This is a genomic window from Leptospira sanjuanensis, from assembly GCF_022267375.1.
Taxonomy (GTDB): domain Bacteria; phylum Spirochaetota; class Leptospiria; order Leptospirales; family Leptospiraceae; genus Leptospira; species Leptospira sanjuanensis.
In genome coordinates, this window is record NZ_JAIZBH010000001.1 from 2,369,921 (window position 1) to 2,386,675 (window position 16,755).

Here is a 16,755-nt window from a genome sequence, read left to right on the forward strand (position 1 = left end):
CTCCCGAAAGCCGGGTCCGAACTTGCAAGAAGTTGAAAAATTATAGCGATTGCTACAGGAAATTTTATGGAATTTTTAGCGGAAAACAAGGAATTGATCGGGATTCTCATGATGCCCGTTACCTACGGGTTTGTCGGCTGGTTTACGAACGTGGTCGCTTTGAAAATGACCTTTTACCCGTTGGAGTTTGTAGGAATTCCTCCGTATTTGGGTTGGCAGGGAATCGTTCCTAAAAAGTCCCAAAAACTCGCCTTAAAATCGGTCAATATCATGACCGAACGTTTGATCAAGGTCGAGGACTTCTTTTCCAAGGTCGATCCGGATCAGTTGGAAAAGGAATTTCAACCCGTTCTCGACGGGCTCGTTCCCGAAGCGACCCGCGAAATCGTTCATCATATCAATCCTTCCCTGCGTTCCCGATTGGAAGGGGACGAAGAAGCGAGAATCATCTCCGGTGTTCAGAAAAAGAGCGAACATACGGTTAAGAATATTATGATACAGGTAAAGGAGAACGTCTCGAGCGTTTTCAACTTCCGCTCCCTGGTTCTGCGCAAACTGACCGGACCGAACGTAAAACGAATCGTGGATATTTTTCAGGAAGTCGGCTCGAAAGAATTCAAATTCATCGAACAATGCGGCTGGTATTTAGGAGGTGCGATGGGAATTCTCCAGGCTCTCGCTTGGAATCTGTTCCCATATTGGTGGACCTTGCCGATCCAGGGAGTCGTGGTCGGTTACATCACGAACTGGGTCGCTCTTACGATGATCTTTCGCCCCCTCTATGAAAAGAAGATGGGACCGATCCGGTATCAAGGACTCTTTTTAAAGCGACAAGAAGACGTTTCCAAAAAATATTCGAACGTGTTTGCGACGCAAGTGTTGACCGCGAGAAACGTCCTCGAAGAGATTCTTTACAAACGTGCGGCTCGTTCGCTCGTCGAAACCATCCAAACCGAAACGGAAGAAGCCGCAAAACGTCTTCATCTCAACGGAGGATTGGATTCCGAAACGAGCAACGAGAACTCCGAATTCGAAACCACAAAGAAGGAAGTCATCGCGAAGATTTCCGAAACTCTCGCGAATAGTTCGAACAAGCTCGAAACGTATATGGGAAGAGCGATGTCCATCGAGAACAATATGTTCAAACGAATGAAGGATCTTCCTCCGGAAGAATTCGAACCGATTCTCCGTTCCGCGTTTCAAGAAGACGAATACGTTCTTATCCTCATCGGATCGGTGTTAGGCGCCGTCGTCGGTTTGATTCAAGGGCTTTATATGCTCTACATCTCTTAATACGAATATGAAATCGATTCGATTAGCGGAAGATTCTCCCGAACACTTTTTGAAAAAAGTTCAGAAGGCGCTCAGCGGAAAGGAACTCGGTAAGATCGTCAGTTTTCAACTCGAAGAGGAAAAACTTACGATCCGTTTTGCGGGTTTGGGAGAATCGAGAATCTGGTACTCCATCCGAAAATCACAAACAGGTTACGAAGCGGTCAAACTCAAGGAGAAGATCGCGTTCACTCATATCGCCTTTCGTTCCGGAATCGAATCGGAGTTAAGAAGCTTGATGGAAAGATTCGGAGCGGAAATAACGGACGAATGAAGAATTCCGTATCCGCTTCCCATCAGCGATCGATTTCAAAAGCGTTACAAATCCCGATCGGAAACGGAGAACACTTGGCAGCCGAAATTTACGGCAAATTCCCTCTTCCCAAAAATTCTCCCGCACCGGTGATCTGCATTCACGGGTTGACCGGAAATCTCAAAAACTTCGCGCCTCTCGCACGCGATCTCGTCAAACAAGGGTTAACCGTAATCGCATACGATTTGAAAGGAAGGGGAAAATCCTCCAAACCTCGTTCGCAATATTCTCACGAATCGCATGCGGACGATCTAAAGTCGATGTTGGATTTTTTAAAAATCGAAAAAGCCAATCTTCTCGCGCATTCGCTCGGTTGTTGGATTTCTCTTGCCTTCGGAAAGAAGTTTCCGAATCGAACCGGAAAACTTTGTCTGATCGACGGAGGCGGACAACTTTCCTTAAAACGAAAACTTTCCAATCTTCTGATGATTCAGGAATCTCTAAAACGTCTCGGAAGAATCTTTCCGTCACGGGAAACGTATCTACAACTCGCAAAAAAATCTCCGATTTTGGGATCTTGGAACGAGGACGTGGAAACCTTTTTGAACTACGAATTGGAAGATGTGAACGGAAGCGGAAACGGACAATCCGGTTTTCAATGCAGCATACCGAAGTATGTGATCGATTCCGAACTTTCCAGTATGGGAGGCGCGATGAATCCATGGGAAATTCCGATTCGTTTATTCAAGAATCCGATCGCAAGTTTTCGAACATTCAAAAAAGCGAAAGTGCTTCCCTACTCTCAAATCGTTTCTCCCGTGCTCGTGATTCGCGCGGGCAAACCGAATTTCAAAAAAGGAGACGAACTCCTTCCGGATACGGCGATCGCCGTCTTTCAAAAAGAATTCAAATGTTCCGTCTTTCTGACTCTTCCGGACAAAAATCATTACGAAGCCATCCTTACTCCCGATCTCAAACGGGACGAGACCATCGCCTGGTTTTTTTGCACTTTCAGAGGCTAAATTTCCCGATCGAAATCGAGATCGGAGCGTTATAGAAAGATTTGATTCTCTTCTTTGGAGCCGGGAAGCGAAATCCACGTCGAAGTTTTCCAGATCAAAGCCGACAAAAAAAGCAAAAGTAAACCCGCCCGGATCCGATCGTATTTTTTCGGAAAGATAAGATCGGAAGTTCCCGGTTTCGGAACCGATCCGCGCTCGTATTTCATCTTGGATTGACTCGCAATCTTTTCAATCCCGCCGACGTGCAGCACCGGAATCTTTCGTTCCAAAAAAAGTTTCAAAACGGAATCGGGAAGTTCCGAAACTTCTTCTTCATTCACCACGATTCCTTTCGGAATTTTCTTTTTGCCGAGACTGGTTCCGGAGGAAACGGTCCCTCCTCCGATATTCACATACAATGCCGGGTTCGATTTTCCGTAGATTTTCATGCGTTTGTCGAGAGAATCCTGGAAGGAATCGGAGGACAAATACGAATATCCGTTTTTGCGGATCGAAAAAAGAATCGAGTCTCGCCCTTCTTTTCCGATTCCGATTCCCGAATCGGAAATTCCTCCCGTCGACATATAAATCGATTTTTGGAATATACTGTTTTTCTGATAGAGTTCGTTTTCCAGATCGGGCCAGAGAAATCCGATTCGATTGGAGCCGTACTGGGAGGAAGAGACGCTTGCAATCGAAACGACCTTCAGTCCCATCGTATCGGCCGCGATCCAAAACGAAATATTGAGAGCGGGAAAAGAGCCGGACATTCCTACCGCAATCGTATCTCCTTTTTTTAGATTCGAATTGCGAAATTGTTCCAGAAACCAGGCCGTAAAATCGGGATGCACCGAGGCTTGTTTTGCGGAAAGTTTACCGGCGGAACTCGTAACGGGAGAAAGTTCCGGTCCGATCAAGGCGGAATCCGCCGGATCCAAGTTCGGATCGATCGCAAGATTTTGAGACAAAGCCTTTTCGCGAATTTTCTGAAACGCTTCGTATGTTCTCTGGCTTGCTTTATATTTGATCTCCGCATCGGCGACGGATACGGTAGTAGGAAAAAATTCGACCGTAAACAAACCGAGAACCGATCCGAATGCCAAAAGAAAAATTCCGATCGTAGACCGATCGACACGGGAATGAATCAACTCCTTTCGGTCTTTCATCCGCGAATCTCCTCTCCGAACGCGAGGATCAAAAACAAACGCACCAAAACGGAAGCCGTCAAAGTTGCACAAGCCGTTCGAAACACTCCTTGTTTTTCCGAAGAAAGGACGATCAGACCGGGAACAATATGGCCGATCGCCCCGGATTCAAATTCCATTGTATTCGAGAAATAGAATGTAGAAATGAAGTCCGAAAAAAGAGAAAACAAAATCGAAAGCAATAGGATAAAAACCGTTTTTCTCTGACCGAAACTCAGAAAGAACGATTCGGAAAGTCGATAGACGACCAGCGTCAAAATAGAACTTAAAAACAGAGGAATCAAAACCCAGGGACGATCCAAATACAACGCGATATAACCGGGAACCACCCATCCGCCCGGATGCAGTCCCGTTTTTTCCCAAAGCAAAAAACCGAATAAAATTCCGATTCCGATGGATACGGTTACGAGTTCCATTCTTTCCCCTGAAACGAAACGAGATTATCCGCCGTCTCCTGCATCCAAATTCTTCCCTTGCCTTGATAGTTTCCCGCTCCGATCCAGAGATTTGCGTCCGACGCGACGTTCCGCGGTTCTAAAATCAAGGCTGCGTTTCCTCGATACCTGGATCGAAACAAGGAAAACCAAGGACCCCAAAAAAGAATCTCTTTGATTTCCGCTCGTTTGGAAAATAAATTTGCAAATTCGACGGTACGGAACGGTCTTTCCCGTTTCGAATTGAATACAACTACAACGGAACCGCCGGCCGACGTCGCAAGTTGCGCTTTTAAGATTTGTTCCCAAGAGATCGTATCGTTGGCCGCAAAAGCGAAGACAAAGGTTTTTATTTGTTCTTCGAGTTCGATCGTTTGAACGCGCAATGCTCCCGGATCCGGGGCACAACTTGCGATTCCTTTTACGATCGCCTCAGCGGTTACGCCTAACGTTTCACAAAGTCGGATCGCGATTTCGACATTCTCTCGATGTTCCGGATAACGCATTGTCAGCAATGCGGCGTCGATCTGATCCGAAGTAAACGAGGAATCCGCATTCAAGACCGAGGTTCGATTTTGCTCCGCGCTCCTCCGTAAAATTTCGTTTTGTTCCAGATTCTTTCCAACGATAAGAACGCCGTCCTTGGGAATCGTATGCGCAAACGAACGCAAGGCGGTTTCCTCCGTATCGATCCATTCTCCGTGATCGTTTCGAACGTTCGCGATCACGGCATGTGTAGCGGAAATCAAAATGTCTTCGGATTCTTTTTGATACTTCGGTTGAACGGCCATACATTCCATCACAACCGCGTCCGCGCATTTCCGCGCGGCAAACCGCAAAAAGGATTTTTGTTCCGAAATGGAGATCTTATTTCGAAAGATCCGTCGTTCGCTACGATCCGGAAATAACAAACTCGCGGCCGAGCCGGTCGCCTTTGAATAAACGTTCCAACCCGCTTCGACAAAAATCGAATGCGCCAATCTCGTAATCGAGGATTTCCCCCTGGTTCCGTTGATATGAATTCGAATCGGAATTCGTTTTTGAATCGAAAGATGATTTCTTTTTTCGATCCAAAGGGCGGCGCAGAAACTCAAAAAGATAAGGCTGAAAATCGCGATCGCAAAGGGCATAATAAAGTCAACGTTCGGGCGAATCCAAGGATAATAAAATGGCAGTAATATCGTCTTGTATTTTTTGAGTTCCGAGATGATCCATGAGGTTCTGTAAAATCGAAGGAATCGTTTCCTCCATCGGCTCGGTGAATTTTTCCGCGAGAATTTTCTGAACGGCAAGTTCGCCGAATTGCTGTTTGTCGGAGTTGAATTCTTCGTAGATTCCGTCCGTGAGCAGAAACAAACGATCCCCGTGCTGATAACTCAGTTTAAAAACTCCGTATTGATTGCCAGGGTCCAAACCCAATAAGGAGCCGGTCCTGTCCAAACCCATAACCAAGTCTTTGGAAAGAAAAAATTGAGGAGGATGTCCTCCCGATGAATAGACGATCTTTCTGGAAACTGTGTCGATGTCCGCGAGGAAACAGGAAAAAAACATCCCGATATTTCCGAAGTTTCTACAATATTCCCGGTTGAATTCTCCGAGAATCGTTCCTGGATCGGCTTCTTTCTTTTTGATCGATTCCAGAATTCCTTTGAGAGTCATCGTCAAAAGCGCGGCTTGCACCCCGTGGCCCGTCGCGTCCGCAAGAAAGATACGCAACACACCGGGACGGATCTCGAAAAAATCGTAGAGATCCCCGCCGACTTCCATCATCGGAAGATACGCGGAATGGATCCGGATTCCCGGCATCAAAGGAATTTCGGGAAGAATTTCAGATTGAAGTCGTTTGGCAAGACTCAATTCTTCCTTCATGCCCTTGTAATAGTTGGCGAGAAGTCTGGATCTTTGTCTTACCTTCTCCTCCAACCGTTCGAGAAGCTCCTCTTTTTCCCGGTCCATCTTTTTGAGAGTCTGATTGGCCCGTTTCAACTCCATTAGAATTCTATGTTTTTCTGATATATCTCGGATGATGATGTGATATTGATAATCCTCGGGCGGTCCCGTCACGGAAACGGAGACTTCGGAGATCAGAATCGTTTTGTCCTTTCGGATCAAGCGGATGGGACCGAACGGTTTTTGTCTTTTTTTATCGGGCAATTTGGCGACGTTTTTTAGAATCCGATAAAATCGGTTTCGAATCCGGAGCGGAAATTGCTGTTCGATGGAATTCCCCAGAAGTTCGGATGCGAGAAAACCGGACATTTTTTCCGCGGCGGGATTGATGAGAAATACGCGAAAATCCTTATCGAGAGAAACGATCGCGTCGATTGCAGAATGAAATAAAATCGAATAGCGTTCCTCCGGGTCGTAACTTTTGTGTTCTGATCGCGTGGAACCGGTCATGGCTGGATTGGAGTTTAAAGAGAGTCTATTAGAATGTCGTGATTCTCCCCTAAAGTCAAGGATCTTTCAGAAAGATTCCGGTAGATCCACGTAAAAGCGGGTGGTTCCGTCCACGCATTCGAAAGAGAGATCTCCTCCCATTTCGCGGACGAGGTTGTAAGAAACGGTCAAACCGAGTCCGGTTCCTTTGCCGATTTCCTTTGTGGTATAAAACGGATCAAAGAGTTTGTGTCTGTTCTCTTCGGAGATTCCCGGTCCCGTATCCTCGATGACGGTTCGAACGAAACTCCGATCTCCCTTTTTGAACTTCTGCCAATAGACGGTGATGGTTTTTGCTTTTGCGGAATCGGCGTTGCTTTCGATCGCGTCCTTTGCATTGGTCAAAAGATTCAGGTAAACCTGTCTCAGTCTTCCGGCGGAACAAACAGCGTAGATGGGAATGTCGAGCGTAGGAGCGACGGTTTCGATTCCGGCTTTTCGGAAGCCGTTCTTTAACAGACCGAAGGTGGAACAGAAAACGGTGGTCAGATCGTGGACCTTCGCTTCTTCCTTTTCCAAACGTGTGAAGGTGAGCATGTCTTTGACGATTTCGGAAATTCGATTGCTTTCCTGCAGAATGATTCCCGCGTATTTGCGGAGCGGGTTTCCGGTTTCGATTCCGTTGAAGACCATTTCCGCGTAATTGATGACGCCCATCAAAGGATTGTTGATTTCGTGCGCGACCCCTGCGGAAAGAGTTCCGATCGCTTCCAACTTCTGTTTTTGAACCCAAGAATCGGCGGGTTTTTCCAAATCGTTTCCGAAACTCGATCCCACAGCGGCATCGTAACGTAGAAAGGGTCGCTCCTGAAACTGAGGAGATTCTAAGTATGCGAAAATCTGCAACTCTTCCGGATCGAACGCGAAGGAAACCATGAATTCTTTTTTGAATCCGTGTTTGGTGAGAATGAAAACGGAATACGCCGGAGATTCATCCAAAACGTTGGTGGAAGGCCACAAAGACGGGTCACAGAGATTCGGTTTAGCGGTTTTGAATTCACAGATTCGGTTCCAGTATTCGATTCCCTCGAGTTCCGATTTGGAATAGCCGAAGGTACGGGAAAATGCCGTGTTGACGTTTCGGATGAGAAGCGTCGGCTCTAAAATGCAGGCCGGTACCGGGGAATGTTCGAAGAAGTTGTAAGACATCCGGTTTTAAGCTATCACAGTGGGAAAAAGCCCCTCCAATCTATGATAGATTAGAACCGGAAAGCGTTTAGAATCTAACGTCAGAATCCGGTAAATTCTGTTTCAAAAGAATAGAATTCTCAGTACACTTTGAGTAATTCTACTTCAAAAATGAGAGTTGAATTCGGTGGAATCGCAGCCCCCGCTCCTCTCGAACCGTAACCGAGTTCGGGGGGAATGGTCAACTTGCGAATTCCGCCTTCCTTCATACCGCGAACCCCGCGATCCCATCCTTTGATGACTTCTCCCGCTCCGAGGTTGAACGTGAACGGAGTTCTTCTATCTCTGGAACTGTCGAACTTCTTTCCGTTTGTAAGAGTTCCCACATAATGAACGGTCACATTCGAACCGGAGAAGGCTTCCTTCCCTGTTCCGACACGAATGTCCTTGATGACGAGATCTTCCGCGAAGCTCGGAGTCGACAGGGCGAACAAAATCGCTCCAATCCATAAAGTACGTACTGATTTCATTTTCCTCTTCCTCCGGTCCTTCTAACGGTTGCGCCTCCGGAAAATCCGCCTTTCGACTGATTTCCATGAATCTTACCGGAAGAAGCTCCTCCGCCTTTGAGAGATTGTTTTTTCTCGAACTCTTTTTTTAATTCTTCAGAATCGACTACGGCGATCTGTTTGCCTTGGATTTCTTTTTTATTCAAAGCCGCGACCGCCTTCGCACCCGCAGCGTCTTCCATTTCAACGGATCCATAGGACAAGGAACGGCCCGTGGTTTTATCTTTTTTAATATGCGCTTCCTGGACGGTTCCAAATTCCGAAAAAATCTTTTTTAACTCGTCCTCGGTCAACTCCTGAGGCAGATTTCCTACTGATATCTTCATGATTTTTCCTTCTCGGGAATCAATTTGCAAAATCCAATTCTATTGAAAACCAAATTCCAAACCGCGAAAAACAAAACGAACGGGTTTGTGTTTCTCTCCCATTAAAGAAATTTCCAAAGAAAGGGGAATCCGGAATTCTGGGGCTTATGGCCGATTTTTTTCAATTGAATCCAGGTGAAATTCTTACCTTAGTCGAAAAAGCGGGATACGAACCCTCCGGTCATTGTATGGCATTGAACAGTTTGGAGAATCGTGTGTTCGACCTGCGGCTCGAAGACGGTTCTCATATCATCTCCAAATTCTACCGTCCCGGACGATGGACCGACGAGCAGATTTTGGAAGAACACGAATTCCTTCGGGATTTGCAGGAAGCCGAAATCCCCGTTTGTTGTCCTTTGCTCTTTGAGGACGGAAGCAGCCTGGCTTCGTTTCAAGACGAGATCTATTATTCGTTTTGGCCTCGGGTCGGAGGAAGATCGCCGGACGAACTCAGTCCGGAAAATCTCCGGATTTTGGGAAGGCTTCTCGCGAGAATCCATAACGTCGGTCAGGCGAAACACTTCGAACATAGAATCTCGCTGGATTCTTTGACCTACGGAACTTATCCTTTGGAAACGCTGCTTCGAGGAGAATGGATTCCTTCGAGCTGCAAAAAAGAATACGCAGAAACCGCGAATCGAATTTTCGACCTCTTCCGGGAAAGGATCGAGTCGGTTCCGTTGCATCGAATCCACGGAGATTGTCATAAGGGAAATCTTCTCTTCGGAAAAGACGGCTGGTTCTTTGTGGACTTTGACGATTGTTTGAAAGGCCCGGCGGTTCAGGATTTTTGGATGCTTCTTTCCCGAGGCAAAGACGGTTTGGAAGAAAGAGAATATCTTCTTTCCGGCTACAGAGAATTTCGGGACTTTGAAGAGCGTTGGTTTGATCTTATGGAAATTCTGCGCGCAATGCGTTTCGTACATTATTCAGCTTGGATTTCGAGCCGATTTACGACCGATCCTTCGTTTCCGGTCGCCTTTCCTCATTTTGCGGGAAACGAATACTGGGAAAAAGAAACTTTGGAACTCAAAGAACAATACAAACTCATTCTGGATTCCTTAGGGGGGAAATATTTCTTTTCCGTTACAGATTCTCTTCCGGAGGAAGAAGAACTGACCAACAAAGATTTTTTTTGGGATTTGGAAGATTAACCGGTTGATTTTGTAACGGAAAAGTAATAATCACGGATGGGTTTCCGGCAAAATTTCAGTTGTCCGATGCCCCCGATCCAAAAGACTCAAAAGAACTCGAAACAAGAGTCGAAGCGAAAAAAACTGTAGATTCTACAAAACAATAAACGGAAGCGTTTCATGGACTTTTTTTTAATCATCGTTGTTCTCATGGCGATCCTCGGAGTCGGAGATCTCTTAGTCGGAGTTTCGAACGACGCAGTAAACTTTACGAATTCCGCCGTGGGTTCCAAAGCATCCTCTAAAAGAATCATTCTGGTCGTAGCGGGAATCGGAATTATCCTCGGCGCACTTTCTTCCACAGGAATGATGGAAGTTGCGAGAAAAGGGATTTTCCATCCGAGCGGTTTCGCGCTCCAGGATTTGATGTTTTTATTCTTCGCTGTGATGCTGACGGACATCGTTCTTCTGGATCTTTACAACACTCTCGGACTTCCTACATCGACTACGGTATCCTTGGTTTTCGAACTTTTAGGAGCGGCCCTCGCGATCGCATTCTTAAAAACGGGAACCTTAAACGGAGCCTTTCAGATCATCAACTCGGAAAGCGCATTGAAGATCATCTTCGGAATCATAACGAGCGTGATCGTGGCGTTCTTTTCGGGAATGATATTGCAGTTCGTTTTCCGATTCATCTTCTCCTTCAATCTGAAGAATTCGATGAAATACTTCGGAGGATTGTTCGGCGGTCTTTCTATGACGACGGTGGCGTTTTTTACGCTTTTATCCGCGATGAAAGGCTCCAGCGTAATCCCGCCCGAAATCGTTAAATACATCAACGAAAACTTTACGAACATTCTTTTAGCGACGTTCGCGGGATTCGCGATCATTTTCCAATTCTTTGTATTATTAGAATGGAATATTCTAAAATTCTTGGTTTTAGTCGGAACCGGGTCTCTCGCGATGGCTTTTGCGAGCAACGACTTAGTGAACTTCATCGGGGTTCCTCTCGCGAGTTTCGCGACCTGGAACCTGATCCAAGCGGGGGGCGGGGACGCGAGCGCTCTTGCAACCGGACTGGCGGGAAACGTTCCTACTCCGAACTTTATCCTGTTAGGCGCGGCTTGTGTGATGCTTTTCCCGCTTTGGTTTTCCAAAAAAGCGTCAACGGTCACACAAACCGAAGTGACTCTCGGTTCCCAAGGAGAAACATTAGAAAGTTTTAATACGAGTTTGGTTGCGCGCGTTTTCGTTCAGATCGCTCTCGGAATCTACACTCCGATCAAGGCGATACTTCCCGCGGGTGTCCGCAACTTTATCGGAAAACGTTTCGAACAAAGAAACGGCTTTGCGGAAATCGTAAAAGTTCACGAAACCGAAGCGTTCGATATGCTTCGAGCTTCCGTGAACATTCAGATTTCCAGCGCGTTGATTTTGATCGGAACCCTCTACAAACTTCCTCTTTCCACAACCTTCGTAACGTTTATGGTGGCGATGGGAACGTCATTGACCGACGGAGCCTGGAACAAGGACAATGCCGTCAACCGAGTGAGCGGTGTTCTTACCGTTGTGGGCGGCTGGTTCTTCACCGCGATCATGGCGTCGACGACTGCGGGAATCATCGGTTCGATTCTTTATCTATTCGGATTTTCTTCCGTGATCGTTCTCGTGTTGGTGGCGGGGCTTTTGATCTTCCTCTTCGGAAGAATCCACAAGAAGCGTCAGGAAACCTACGACGAGAATCTCGAAAAACTCATCACTCTCAAAAAACATCCCGAGCGCGCCCTTTCCAGAACGATTTCTTCCATGCTCGCGAGCTTGAGCGTTGCGAGAAAGGCTCTGAACAACGCTTGTGCCGGTTATGTAAACGGTAAGAAGAAGAATTTCAGACAAACTCAGAAACTTCTAAAAGACCTAAAGAAAATGAGAGAGAATTCCCTCTCAAGCTTTCTGTCGATCGCGAATAAACACTTGGAAGAAGACGATCTTTCCTCCATACATCCGATCACCGAATCGATCAATCATTTGGATCGAATTACGGAAAGCATCTGGAACATTTTGAGAACGTCTTCCAACGGAATCAGTTCTTTCCACGAAGTCTCCAAGGACGAAAAGGAAGAAGTCAAGGAGCTCAGAAAGTCCGCTACGAACCTGATGGAGCTGCTCGCGGATTCGGATAAGTTCCCGGATCTTTTGGAAAAAGCGAGATCGGAAAAGAAAACCAAAAATCTTGAAAAGATCAAACAGAATATCTACAAGAGTCAGATGAAGCGGATCAAGAAAGGAGATAGTAAGCTGAAATCCAGCGTTTCCTATTTCGTGATCATAGACGAACTGATCGACATCAACGAAAACCTTCTTTCTCTCGCGGAAGAATTGAGCGTTGCGATTCCTTGGACTGAAAAGAAAAAGATCGAATTGCAAAGCAAGTCCCTTCTCGCTCTGAAATCGGAAGAAAAGAAAAAGAAGAAGTAAGAATTTAAAACATCTTCGATTTTCAAAACGCCGCGTTTCGCTCTTTGCGACCGCGGCGTTTTTATTTTTGGGTGAATGCAGGAGTTCCCACAAGAGTTTGGTCTTTCGGTAATTTACAAACTTCTGATTTGATCTTCTTTCGTTGGAGTTCCCACAGAAATCTTCCGGGGCCGGGATCTTCGGCTAGTTTACGAAGCTTTCAGGCGATTTTATAATCGTTTTCGTTGCAGTTCCTACATCCGAGATACTTGGAACTACAAACTTAGAGAACGTATTACATTTACCTAACCACGCGCGCAACCAAGGTGCACTAGTATCGCTAACGTTATGCGATTTTGGATTCTTTTTTGAGAACTAATGTCGGGGTCACTCGGTCCGTGATTACTTCCGCCGTGATGATGACTTCTTCGATGTCCTTGCGGGAAGGAATATCGAACATCAGATCCAGCATGATGTTTTCCACGATCGCTCTGAGCCCTCTCGCACCGGATTCCCGTTTGATCGCGAGTTCTGCGATCTTGTCGATCGCATCTTCGCGGAAGGTAAGTTTCACGTTTTCGAGTTCTAAAAGACGAGTATATTGTTTGAGAACGGAGTTCTTCGGTTCGCGGAAGATTTGTTTGAGCATATCCACGTCCAACTCTTGCAGAGTCGCAACGATCGGAAGTCTTCCGATAAACTCCGGGATCAATCCGAATTTAATCAAATCTTCCGGGATCACCTGTTCCATCAAAGAATCCTTGCTGTCTGCTTGGATTCTTTGTTCTTCCGAGCCGAAACCGATCGTTTTTACGCCGGTTCTGGACTTGATAATATTCGGAAGATCCACAAAGGCTCCTCCGAGGATAAACAGAATGTTCTTCGTATCAACTTGCAAGTATTCCTGATGCGGATGTTTTCTTCCGCCTTGGGGAGGAACGTTTGCGACAGTTCCTTCGATGATTTTTAAAAGAGCTTGTTGAACGCCTTCTCCGCTTACGTCTCTCGTAATGGAAGCGCTGTCGGATTTTCGCGCGATCTTATCGACCTCGTCGATGTAGATGATTCCTACTTCCGCTTTTTTGATGTCATTGTCCGCGTTTTGAATCAACTTGAGAATGATGTTCTCCACATCCTCACCCACGTAACCGGCTTCGGTCAAAGCGGTTGCGTCCACGATCGCGAACGGAACCTTGATGATTCTTGCAAGTGTTTGTGCCAGAAGAGTTTTTCCGCTTCCGGTCGGTCCGATCAAAAGAATATTCGATTTTTCGATTTCGATATCGGATTTCTTTTCTTTGAGATTAACTCGTTTGTAGTGGTTGTAAACCGCAACGGAAAGGGCTTTTTTTGCGTGATCCTGTCCGATCACATATTGATCCAAAATCGTCTTGATATCGGCGGGACTTGGAACCTCGCTGAATACTTCCGACTTCTCGTGAGTATGATCGTGATCTTCTGCGATGATTTCGTTACAGAGAGAAATACATTCGTCACAGATATAAACACCAGGTCCGGCGACTAAACGTTTTACTGCATCCTGTTCCTTTCCGCAGAAAGAGCAAAATAGTTTTTGTTTACCGTTGGTTCCCGGTGTTTTCTTAGCCAAGGGAGCGCTCCTTATTAAGCCTGTTTGCGGTCGATCTGAATGACGGTGTCGATGATTCCGTAATTCTTCGCTTCTTCCGCGGTCATATAAAAGTTTCTTTCGGTATCCTTCTGAATTTGCTCAACACTCTTTCCCGTATGTTTGTGGTAAATGGAGTTGAGAATTTCCTTCAGCTTGAGAACCTCTCTCGCTTGGATCTCGATATCGCTCGCCTGTCCGGTCGCTCCGCCCATAGGCTGGTGCATCATGATTCTTGAATTCGGAAGCGCGGAACGTTTTCCAGCCGCCCCTCCCGCAAGAAGCAGAGCCGCCATGGAAGAAGCCTGTCCCAAACAAAGCGTTCTTACATCCGGTTTAATATACTGCATTGTATCATAAATTGCAAGACCGGAAGAAACATATCCGCCGGGAGAATTGAGATAAAGATAAATGTCTCTTTCGGGGTTTTCCGCCTCGAGGAATAACAACTGCGCCGTAATTACGTTCGCATAATCGTCGTTGATTGCATTCCCGAGAAAGATGATTCTATCTTTTAAAAGGCGGGAAAAAATATCATAGGATCTTTCCCCTCTACTCGTCTGCTCGATCACATACGGGATTACACTCATGCTTTCTGTTCTTCCTTTTGGTTCAGATAGTCTTTCACTTGCGCAATACTCAATTTGTCAGTGTATTTCTTTTCTACAAGATCAAAGAGGGTATCATCCACCTTTTTTGCGAAAAAATTCTCTCGATAATTATCCATGAGTTTTCCCTTTTCCAGCTCTTTTTTAAGATCGGACAGGGAAATTTGGTAACTTGACGCAAGTTTTTCTAAATCTGCATCAAAATCCGCATCGGAATAGGTGATATTCTCGGTTTGCGCGATTTTTTGGCGGGTAAAGAAGTGTTTGAGACGGGTTTCCGCCAAATTCTTAAAGGATTCTTGAACTTCCTTCAGATCCTTTTTGATCATCTCGGCGTATTTTTCCATCGTAATATGAGGAAGTCTGAATTCGTGGATCATGTTGTGGAACACGTGCTCCGATTCTTCCTTCACGTAAGACTCAGGGAAGATATACTTGGAATCGTCGATGACTTCCTTGTAAATCTCCTCCATCTTTTTATTGCGGATTCCCTCTTCGAAACGTTCCTTCAGATTCTTGCGGATCTTATCCTTGAGCGCGTTTAACGACTCGGAACCGTCGAACTCGGAAGCCAGATCGTCGTCCACGGACGGAAGGATGTTCGCGTACAAAGCCTTAATCGTAACGGAATATTCGAAGGTTTTGCCGGCGACTTCGTTTTGGGAATAATCATCCGGAAATTTATGGGAGAATTCCTTCTTGTCACCGGATTTGAGTCCGTAGAGATTCTCGTCGAATCCCTTCAGATTGCTTTCGTGACCCAGGTGATAGTCGTTGGAAGTATTGCTCGCATTTTTCGGTTCCTGGCCCGTTTCATGGACCGTATATTCCATATCGATAATATCTCCGGAAACCGCCACCTGCCCTTCTTCCTTGAGTTGTTTGCGAGCGAGTTGTTTGCGAATCGCCTCGATCTCCTCCGCAACGTCGGAATCGGTTACGTTTACTTCGGGAAGTTTTACTTTTACTTTTTTGTATTTTCCAAGGGTGACTTCGGGGTTGGTTTCATACACCGCGGTAGCGACGAGAGTTTTTCCCGGTTGATAGTCTTGGATTTCGAATTTCGGAAAACGAACCATCGGATGTTCGAGTTTGGTAAGAATGGAAGTCATCCCATCGATGATGAGATTGTTGATCGCGTCACTCGCAACCGCGTCTCCGAGTTGTTTCTTTACCAAGTTGAGAGGAGCCTTTCCTTGACGGAAGCCCGGAATTTTCACATCCTTCTGTTTTTCTGCGTAGGTTTTATCAAAAGCTTTTTCGATGTCGGAAGCTTCGAAGGTGAGTTTAATATCAACGGTAGCGTTGGAATTTTTTTTTGTTTTATAGTCCATGATGCAAATCGGCCTGGGGAAGGGTGATATAAAAGAAAAAGCGGGAAACGGGATTCGAACCCGCGACCCCCTCCTTGGCAAGGAGGTGCTCTACCACTGAGCTATTCCCGCGATTATTTCAGGTAGATCCATGATTTTCGCCAAAAGTCCGGTGTAAACACACTTTTTGGAGAATCATCCTTTCTTCAGAATTTTTTGAACAAAGGGGAAAAGATTTTTCGCAAGGATCCGATGTCCTTCCGCAGTGGGATGAATTCCGTCTTTCTGATTCAACTTTTTGATTCCGGCCACCCCGTCCATAAAGAACGGAACGAGAGGAAGATTTTCTTCCTTGGAAAGTTTCGGATAAACGGCTTCGAATTTCTGACGATATTCTTTTCCGAGATTCGGAAACGTTTTCATCCCCACGAGAAGAATCTTCGCTTTCGGATTTTTCTTTCTCACTCTTGCGATGATCTCTTTTAAATTTTTCTGCGTTTGATCGGGAGAAATTCCCCGCATCGAATCGTTCGCTCCGAGTTCCAAAACGAATACGTCGAACCCGCCCGACATCGCCCAATCCAAACGTGCGAGTCCGCCCGAGGTCGTGTCGCCGCTCATTCCCGCGTTGATCGCTTGGGAAGAAATTCCGTTTTTGGAAAGTTCTTTCGCGATCAGATGAGGAAACGCTTCTTCGGGAGAAGAGAGTCCTAGCCCCGCGGTCAAACTGTCTCCGAAAAAAAGAATTCTTACCTGCGAGGAATTCGAATCGGCAAAAAGCGAAGTGAAACACAAAGAACACAGAATTATAAGGTAGGATCGGAAACGGATCATAACGAAGGTTTACTCCCGGAATTTGTTTTTACAGAATTCAAGGTTTTCCTATTCTGTCAA

16 protein-coding genes and 1 tRNA gene are annotated in these 16,755 nt (G+C 46.0%); 5 read left to right on the top strand and 12 right to left on the bottom strand.

From position 1 onward, the window contains the following. Positions 1-66: 66 nt before the first annotated feature. The 3 genes from LFX17_RS10630 to LFX17_RS10640 are packed head-to-tail and all read left to right on the top strand — an operon-like array spanning position 67 to position 2,607. A complete protein-coding gene (locus tag LFX17_RS10630) occupies positions 67-1,293 on the top strand; it encodes a DUF445 domain-containing protein (protein WP_238730228.1) in 1,227 nt (408 codons plus the stop codon). A 7-nt stretch (positions 1,294-1,300) separates the two neighbouring features. Continuing rightward, the gene (locus tag LFX17_RS10635; RefSeq protein ID WP_118955859.1) at positions 1,301-1,606 is read left to right on the top strand and encodes a hypothetical protein; all 306 of its coding nucleotides are present in this window, start codon (positions 1,301-1,303) and stop codon (positions 1,604-1,606) included. Then, positions 1,603-2,607 carry an alpha/beta fold hydrolase gene (locus LFX17_RS10640; RefSeq protein WP_238746594.1) on the top strand — a complete coding sequence of 335 codons (1,005 nt, stop codon included), beginning with the start codon at positions 1,603-1,605 and terminating at the stop codon, positions 2,605-2,607. The genes LFX17_RS10635 and LFX17_RS10640 overlap by 4 nt, the downstream gene beginning before the upstream one ends. A gap of 29 nt (positions 2,608-2,636) precedes the next feature. On the opposite strand, the gene pgsW is transcribed toward LFX17_RS10640, so the two are convergent. From pgsW to LFX17_RS10675, 7 genes are all read right to left on the bottom strand, one after another. Further along, entirely contained in the window at positions 2,637-3,752 is a 1,116-nt protein-coding gene (gene pgsW / locus LFX17_RS10645) for a poly-gamma-glutamate system protein (RefSeq protein WP_238746601.1), read from the bottom strand. Beyond that, positions 3,749-4,207, bottom strand: a complete 459-nt coding sequence (gene pgsC / locus LFX17_RS10650) for a poly-gamma-glutamate biosynthesis protein PgsC (protein ID WP_238730232.1) — start codon at positions 4,205-4,207, stop codon at positions 3,749-3,751. The genes pgsW and pgsC overlap by 4 nt, the downstream gene beginning before the upstream one ends. Continuing rightward, complete coding sequence (gene pgsB, locus LFX17_RS10655; RefSeq protein WP_238746603.1) at positions 4,195-5,355, bottom strand: poly-gamma-glutamate synthase PgsB; 1,161 nt, start codon at positions 5,353-5,355, stop codon at positions 4,195-4,197. The genes pgsC and pgsB overlap by 13 nt, the downstream gene beginning before the upstream one ends. A gap of 7 nt (positions 5,356-5,362) precedes the next feature. After that, positions 5,363-6,625, bottom strand: a complete 1,263-nt coding sequence (locus tag LFX17_RS10660; RefSeq protein ID WP_238746617.1) for a SpoIIE family protein phosphatase — start codon at positions 6,623-6,625, stop codon at positions 5,363-5,365. A 66-nt stretch (positions 6,626-6,691) separates the two neighbouring features. Continuing rightward, a complete protein-coding gene (locus LFX17_RS10665) occupies positions 6,692-7,813 on the bottom strand; it encodes a PAS domain-containing sensor histidine kinase (protein ID WP_238746619.1) in 1,122 nt (373 codons plus the stop codon). A gap of 119 nt (positions 7,814-7,932) precedes the next feature. Next, complete coding sequence (locus tag LFX17_RS10670; RefSeq protein ID WP_238746621.1) at positions 7,933-8,322, bottom strand: FKBP-type peptidyl-prolyl cis-trans isomerase; 390 nt, start codon at positions 8,320-8,322, stop codon at positions 7,933-7,935. Continuing rightward, positions 8,319-8,717 carry an RNA recognition motif domain-containing protein gene (locus LFX17_RS10675; protein ID WP_238730237.1) on the bottom strand — a complete coding sequence of 133 codons (399 nt, stop codon included), beginning with the start codon at positions 8,715-8,717 and terminating at the stop codon, positions 8,319-8,321. Before LFX17_RS10675 ends, LFX17_RS10670 begins: the two co-directional genes overlap by 4 nt. A gap of 116 nt (positions 8,718-8,833) precedes the next feature. Here LFX17_RS10675 and LFX17_RS10680 point away from each other — a divergent pair, with 116 nt between their 5' ends. Further along, a complete protein-coding gene (locus tag LFX17_RS10680; RefSeq protein ID WP_238730238.1) occupies positions 8,834-9,880 on the top strand; it encodes a serine/threonine protein kinase in 1,047 nt (348 codons plus the stop codon). Positions 9,881-10,039: 159 nt separating this feature from the next. Continuing rightward, positions 10,040-12,334 carry an inorganic phosphate transporter gene (locus LFX17_RS10685; protein ID WP_238730239.1) on the top strand — a complete coding sequence of 765 codons (2,295 nt, stop codon included), beginning with the start codon at positions 10,040-10,042 and terminating at the stop codon, positions 12,332-12,334. Positions 12,335-12,659: 325 nt separating this feature from the next. Here LFX17_RS10685 and clpX read toward each other — a convergent pair whose 3' ends face one another. The 5 genes from clpX to LFX17_RS10710 all read right to left on the bottom strand — a co-directional run bounded on the left by clpX (position 12,660) and on the right by LFX17_RS10710 (position 16,695). Beyond that, the gene (gene clpX / locus LFX17_RS10690; RefSeq protein ID WP_238730240.1) at positions 12,660-13,922 is read right to left on the bottom strand and encodes an ATP-dependent Clp protease ATP-binding subunit ClpX; all 1,263 of its coding nucleotides are present in this window, start codon (positions 13,920-13,922) and stop codon (positions 12,660-12,662) included. Positions 13,923-13,936: 14 nt separating this feature from the next. Further along, the gene (gene clpP / locus LFX17_RS10695; protein WP_002626411.1) at positions 13,937-14,530 is read right to left on the bottom strand and encodes an ATP-dependent Clp endopeptidase proteolytic subunit ClpP; all 594 of its coding nucleotides are present in this window, start codon (positions 14,528-14,530) and stop codon (positions 13,937-13,939) included. Next, positions 14,527-15,882 carry a trigger factor gene (gene tig, locus LFX17_RS10700; protein WP_238730241.1) on the bottom strand — a complete coding sequence of 452 codons (1,356 nt, stop codon included), beginning with the start codon at positions 15,880-15,882 and terminating at the stop codon, positions 14,527-14,529. Before tig ends, clpP begins: the two co-directional genes overlap by 4 nt. Before the next feature lie 39 nt (positions 15,883-15,921). Further along, positions 15,922-15,993: transfer RNA gene (locus LFX17_RS10705), tRNA-Gly, on the bottom strand. 63 nt (positions 15,994-16,056) lie between these two features. After that, positions 16,057-16,695, bottom strand: coding sequence for an arylesterase (locus tag LFX17_RS10710; RefSeq protein ID WP_238730242.1), 639 nt, complete (start codon positions 16,693-16,695; stop codon positions 16,057-16,059). Positions 16,696-16,755 lie beyond the last annotated feature (60 nt).

Coding starts and splice junctions, on each gene's coding strand:
- LFX17_RS10630 (WP_238730228.1), top strand. CDS start 67: ATGGAATTTTTAGCGGAAAACAAGGAATTGATCGGGATTCTCATGATG.
- LFX17_RS10635 (WP_118955859.1), top strand. CDS start 1,301: ATGAAATCGATTCGATTAGCGGAAGATTCTCCCGAACACTTTTTGAAA.
- LFX17_RS10640 (WP_238746594.1), top strand. CDS start 1,603: ATGAAGAATTCCGTATCCGCTTCCCATCAGCGATCGATTTCAAAAGCG.
- pgsW (WP_238746601.1), bottom strand. CDS start 3,752: ATGAAAGACCGAAAGGAGTTGATTCATTCCCGTGTCGATCGGTCTACG.
- pgsC (WP_238730232.1), bottom strand. CDS start 4,207: ATGGAACTCGTAACCGTATCCATCGGAATCGGAATTTTATTCGGTTTT.
- pgsB (WP_238746603.1), bottom strand. CDS start 5,355: ATGCCCTTTGCGATCGCGATTTTCAGCCTTATCTTTTTGAGTTTCTGC.
- LFX17_RS10660 (WP_238746617.1), bottom strand. CDS start 6,625: ATGACCGGTTCCACGCGATCAGAACACAAAAGTTACGACCCGGAGGAA.
- LFX17_RS10665 (WP_238746619.1), bottom strand. CDS start 7,813: ATGTCTTACAACTTCTTCGAACATTCCCCGGTACCGGCCTGCATTTTA.
- LFX17_RS10670 (WP_238746621.1), bottom strand. CDS start 8,322: ATGAAATCAGTACGTACTTTATGGATTGGAGCGATTTTGTTCGCCCTG.
- LFX17_RS10680 (WP_238730238.1), top strand. CDS start 8,834: ATGGCCGATTTTTTTCAATTGAATCCAGGTGAAATTCTTACCTTAGTC.
- LFX17_RS10685 (WP_238730239.1), top strand. CDS start 10,040: ATGGACTTTTTTTTAATCATCGTTGTTCTCATGGCGATCCTCGGAGTC.
- clpP (WP_002626411.1), bottom strand. CDS start 14,530: ATGAGTGTAATCCCGTATGTGATCGAGCAGACGAGTAGAGGGGAAAGA.
- tig (WP_238730241.1), bottom strand. CDS start 15,882: ATGGACTATAAAACAAAAAAAAATTCCAACGCTACCGTTGATATTAAA.
- LFX17_RS10710 (WP_238730242.1), bottom strand. CDS start 16,695: ATGATCCGTTTCCGATCCTACCTTATAATTCTGTGTTCTTTGTGTTTC.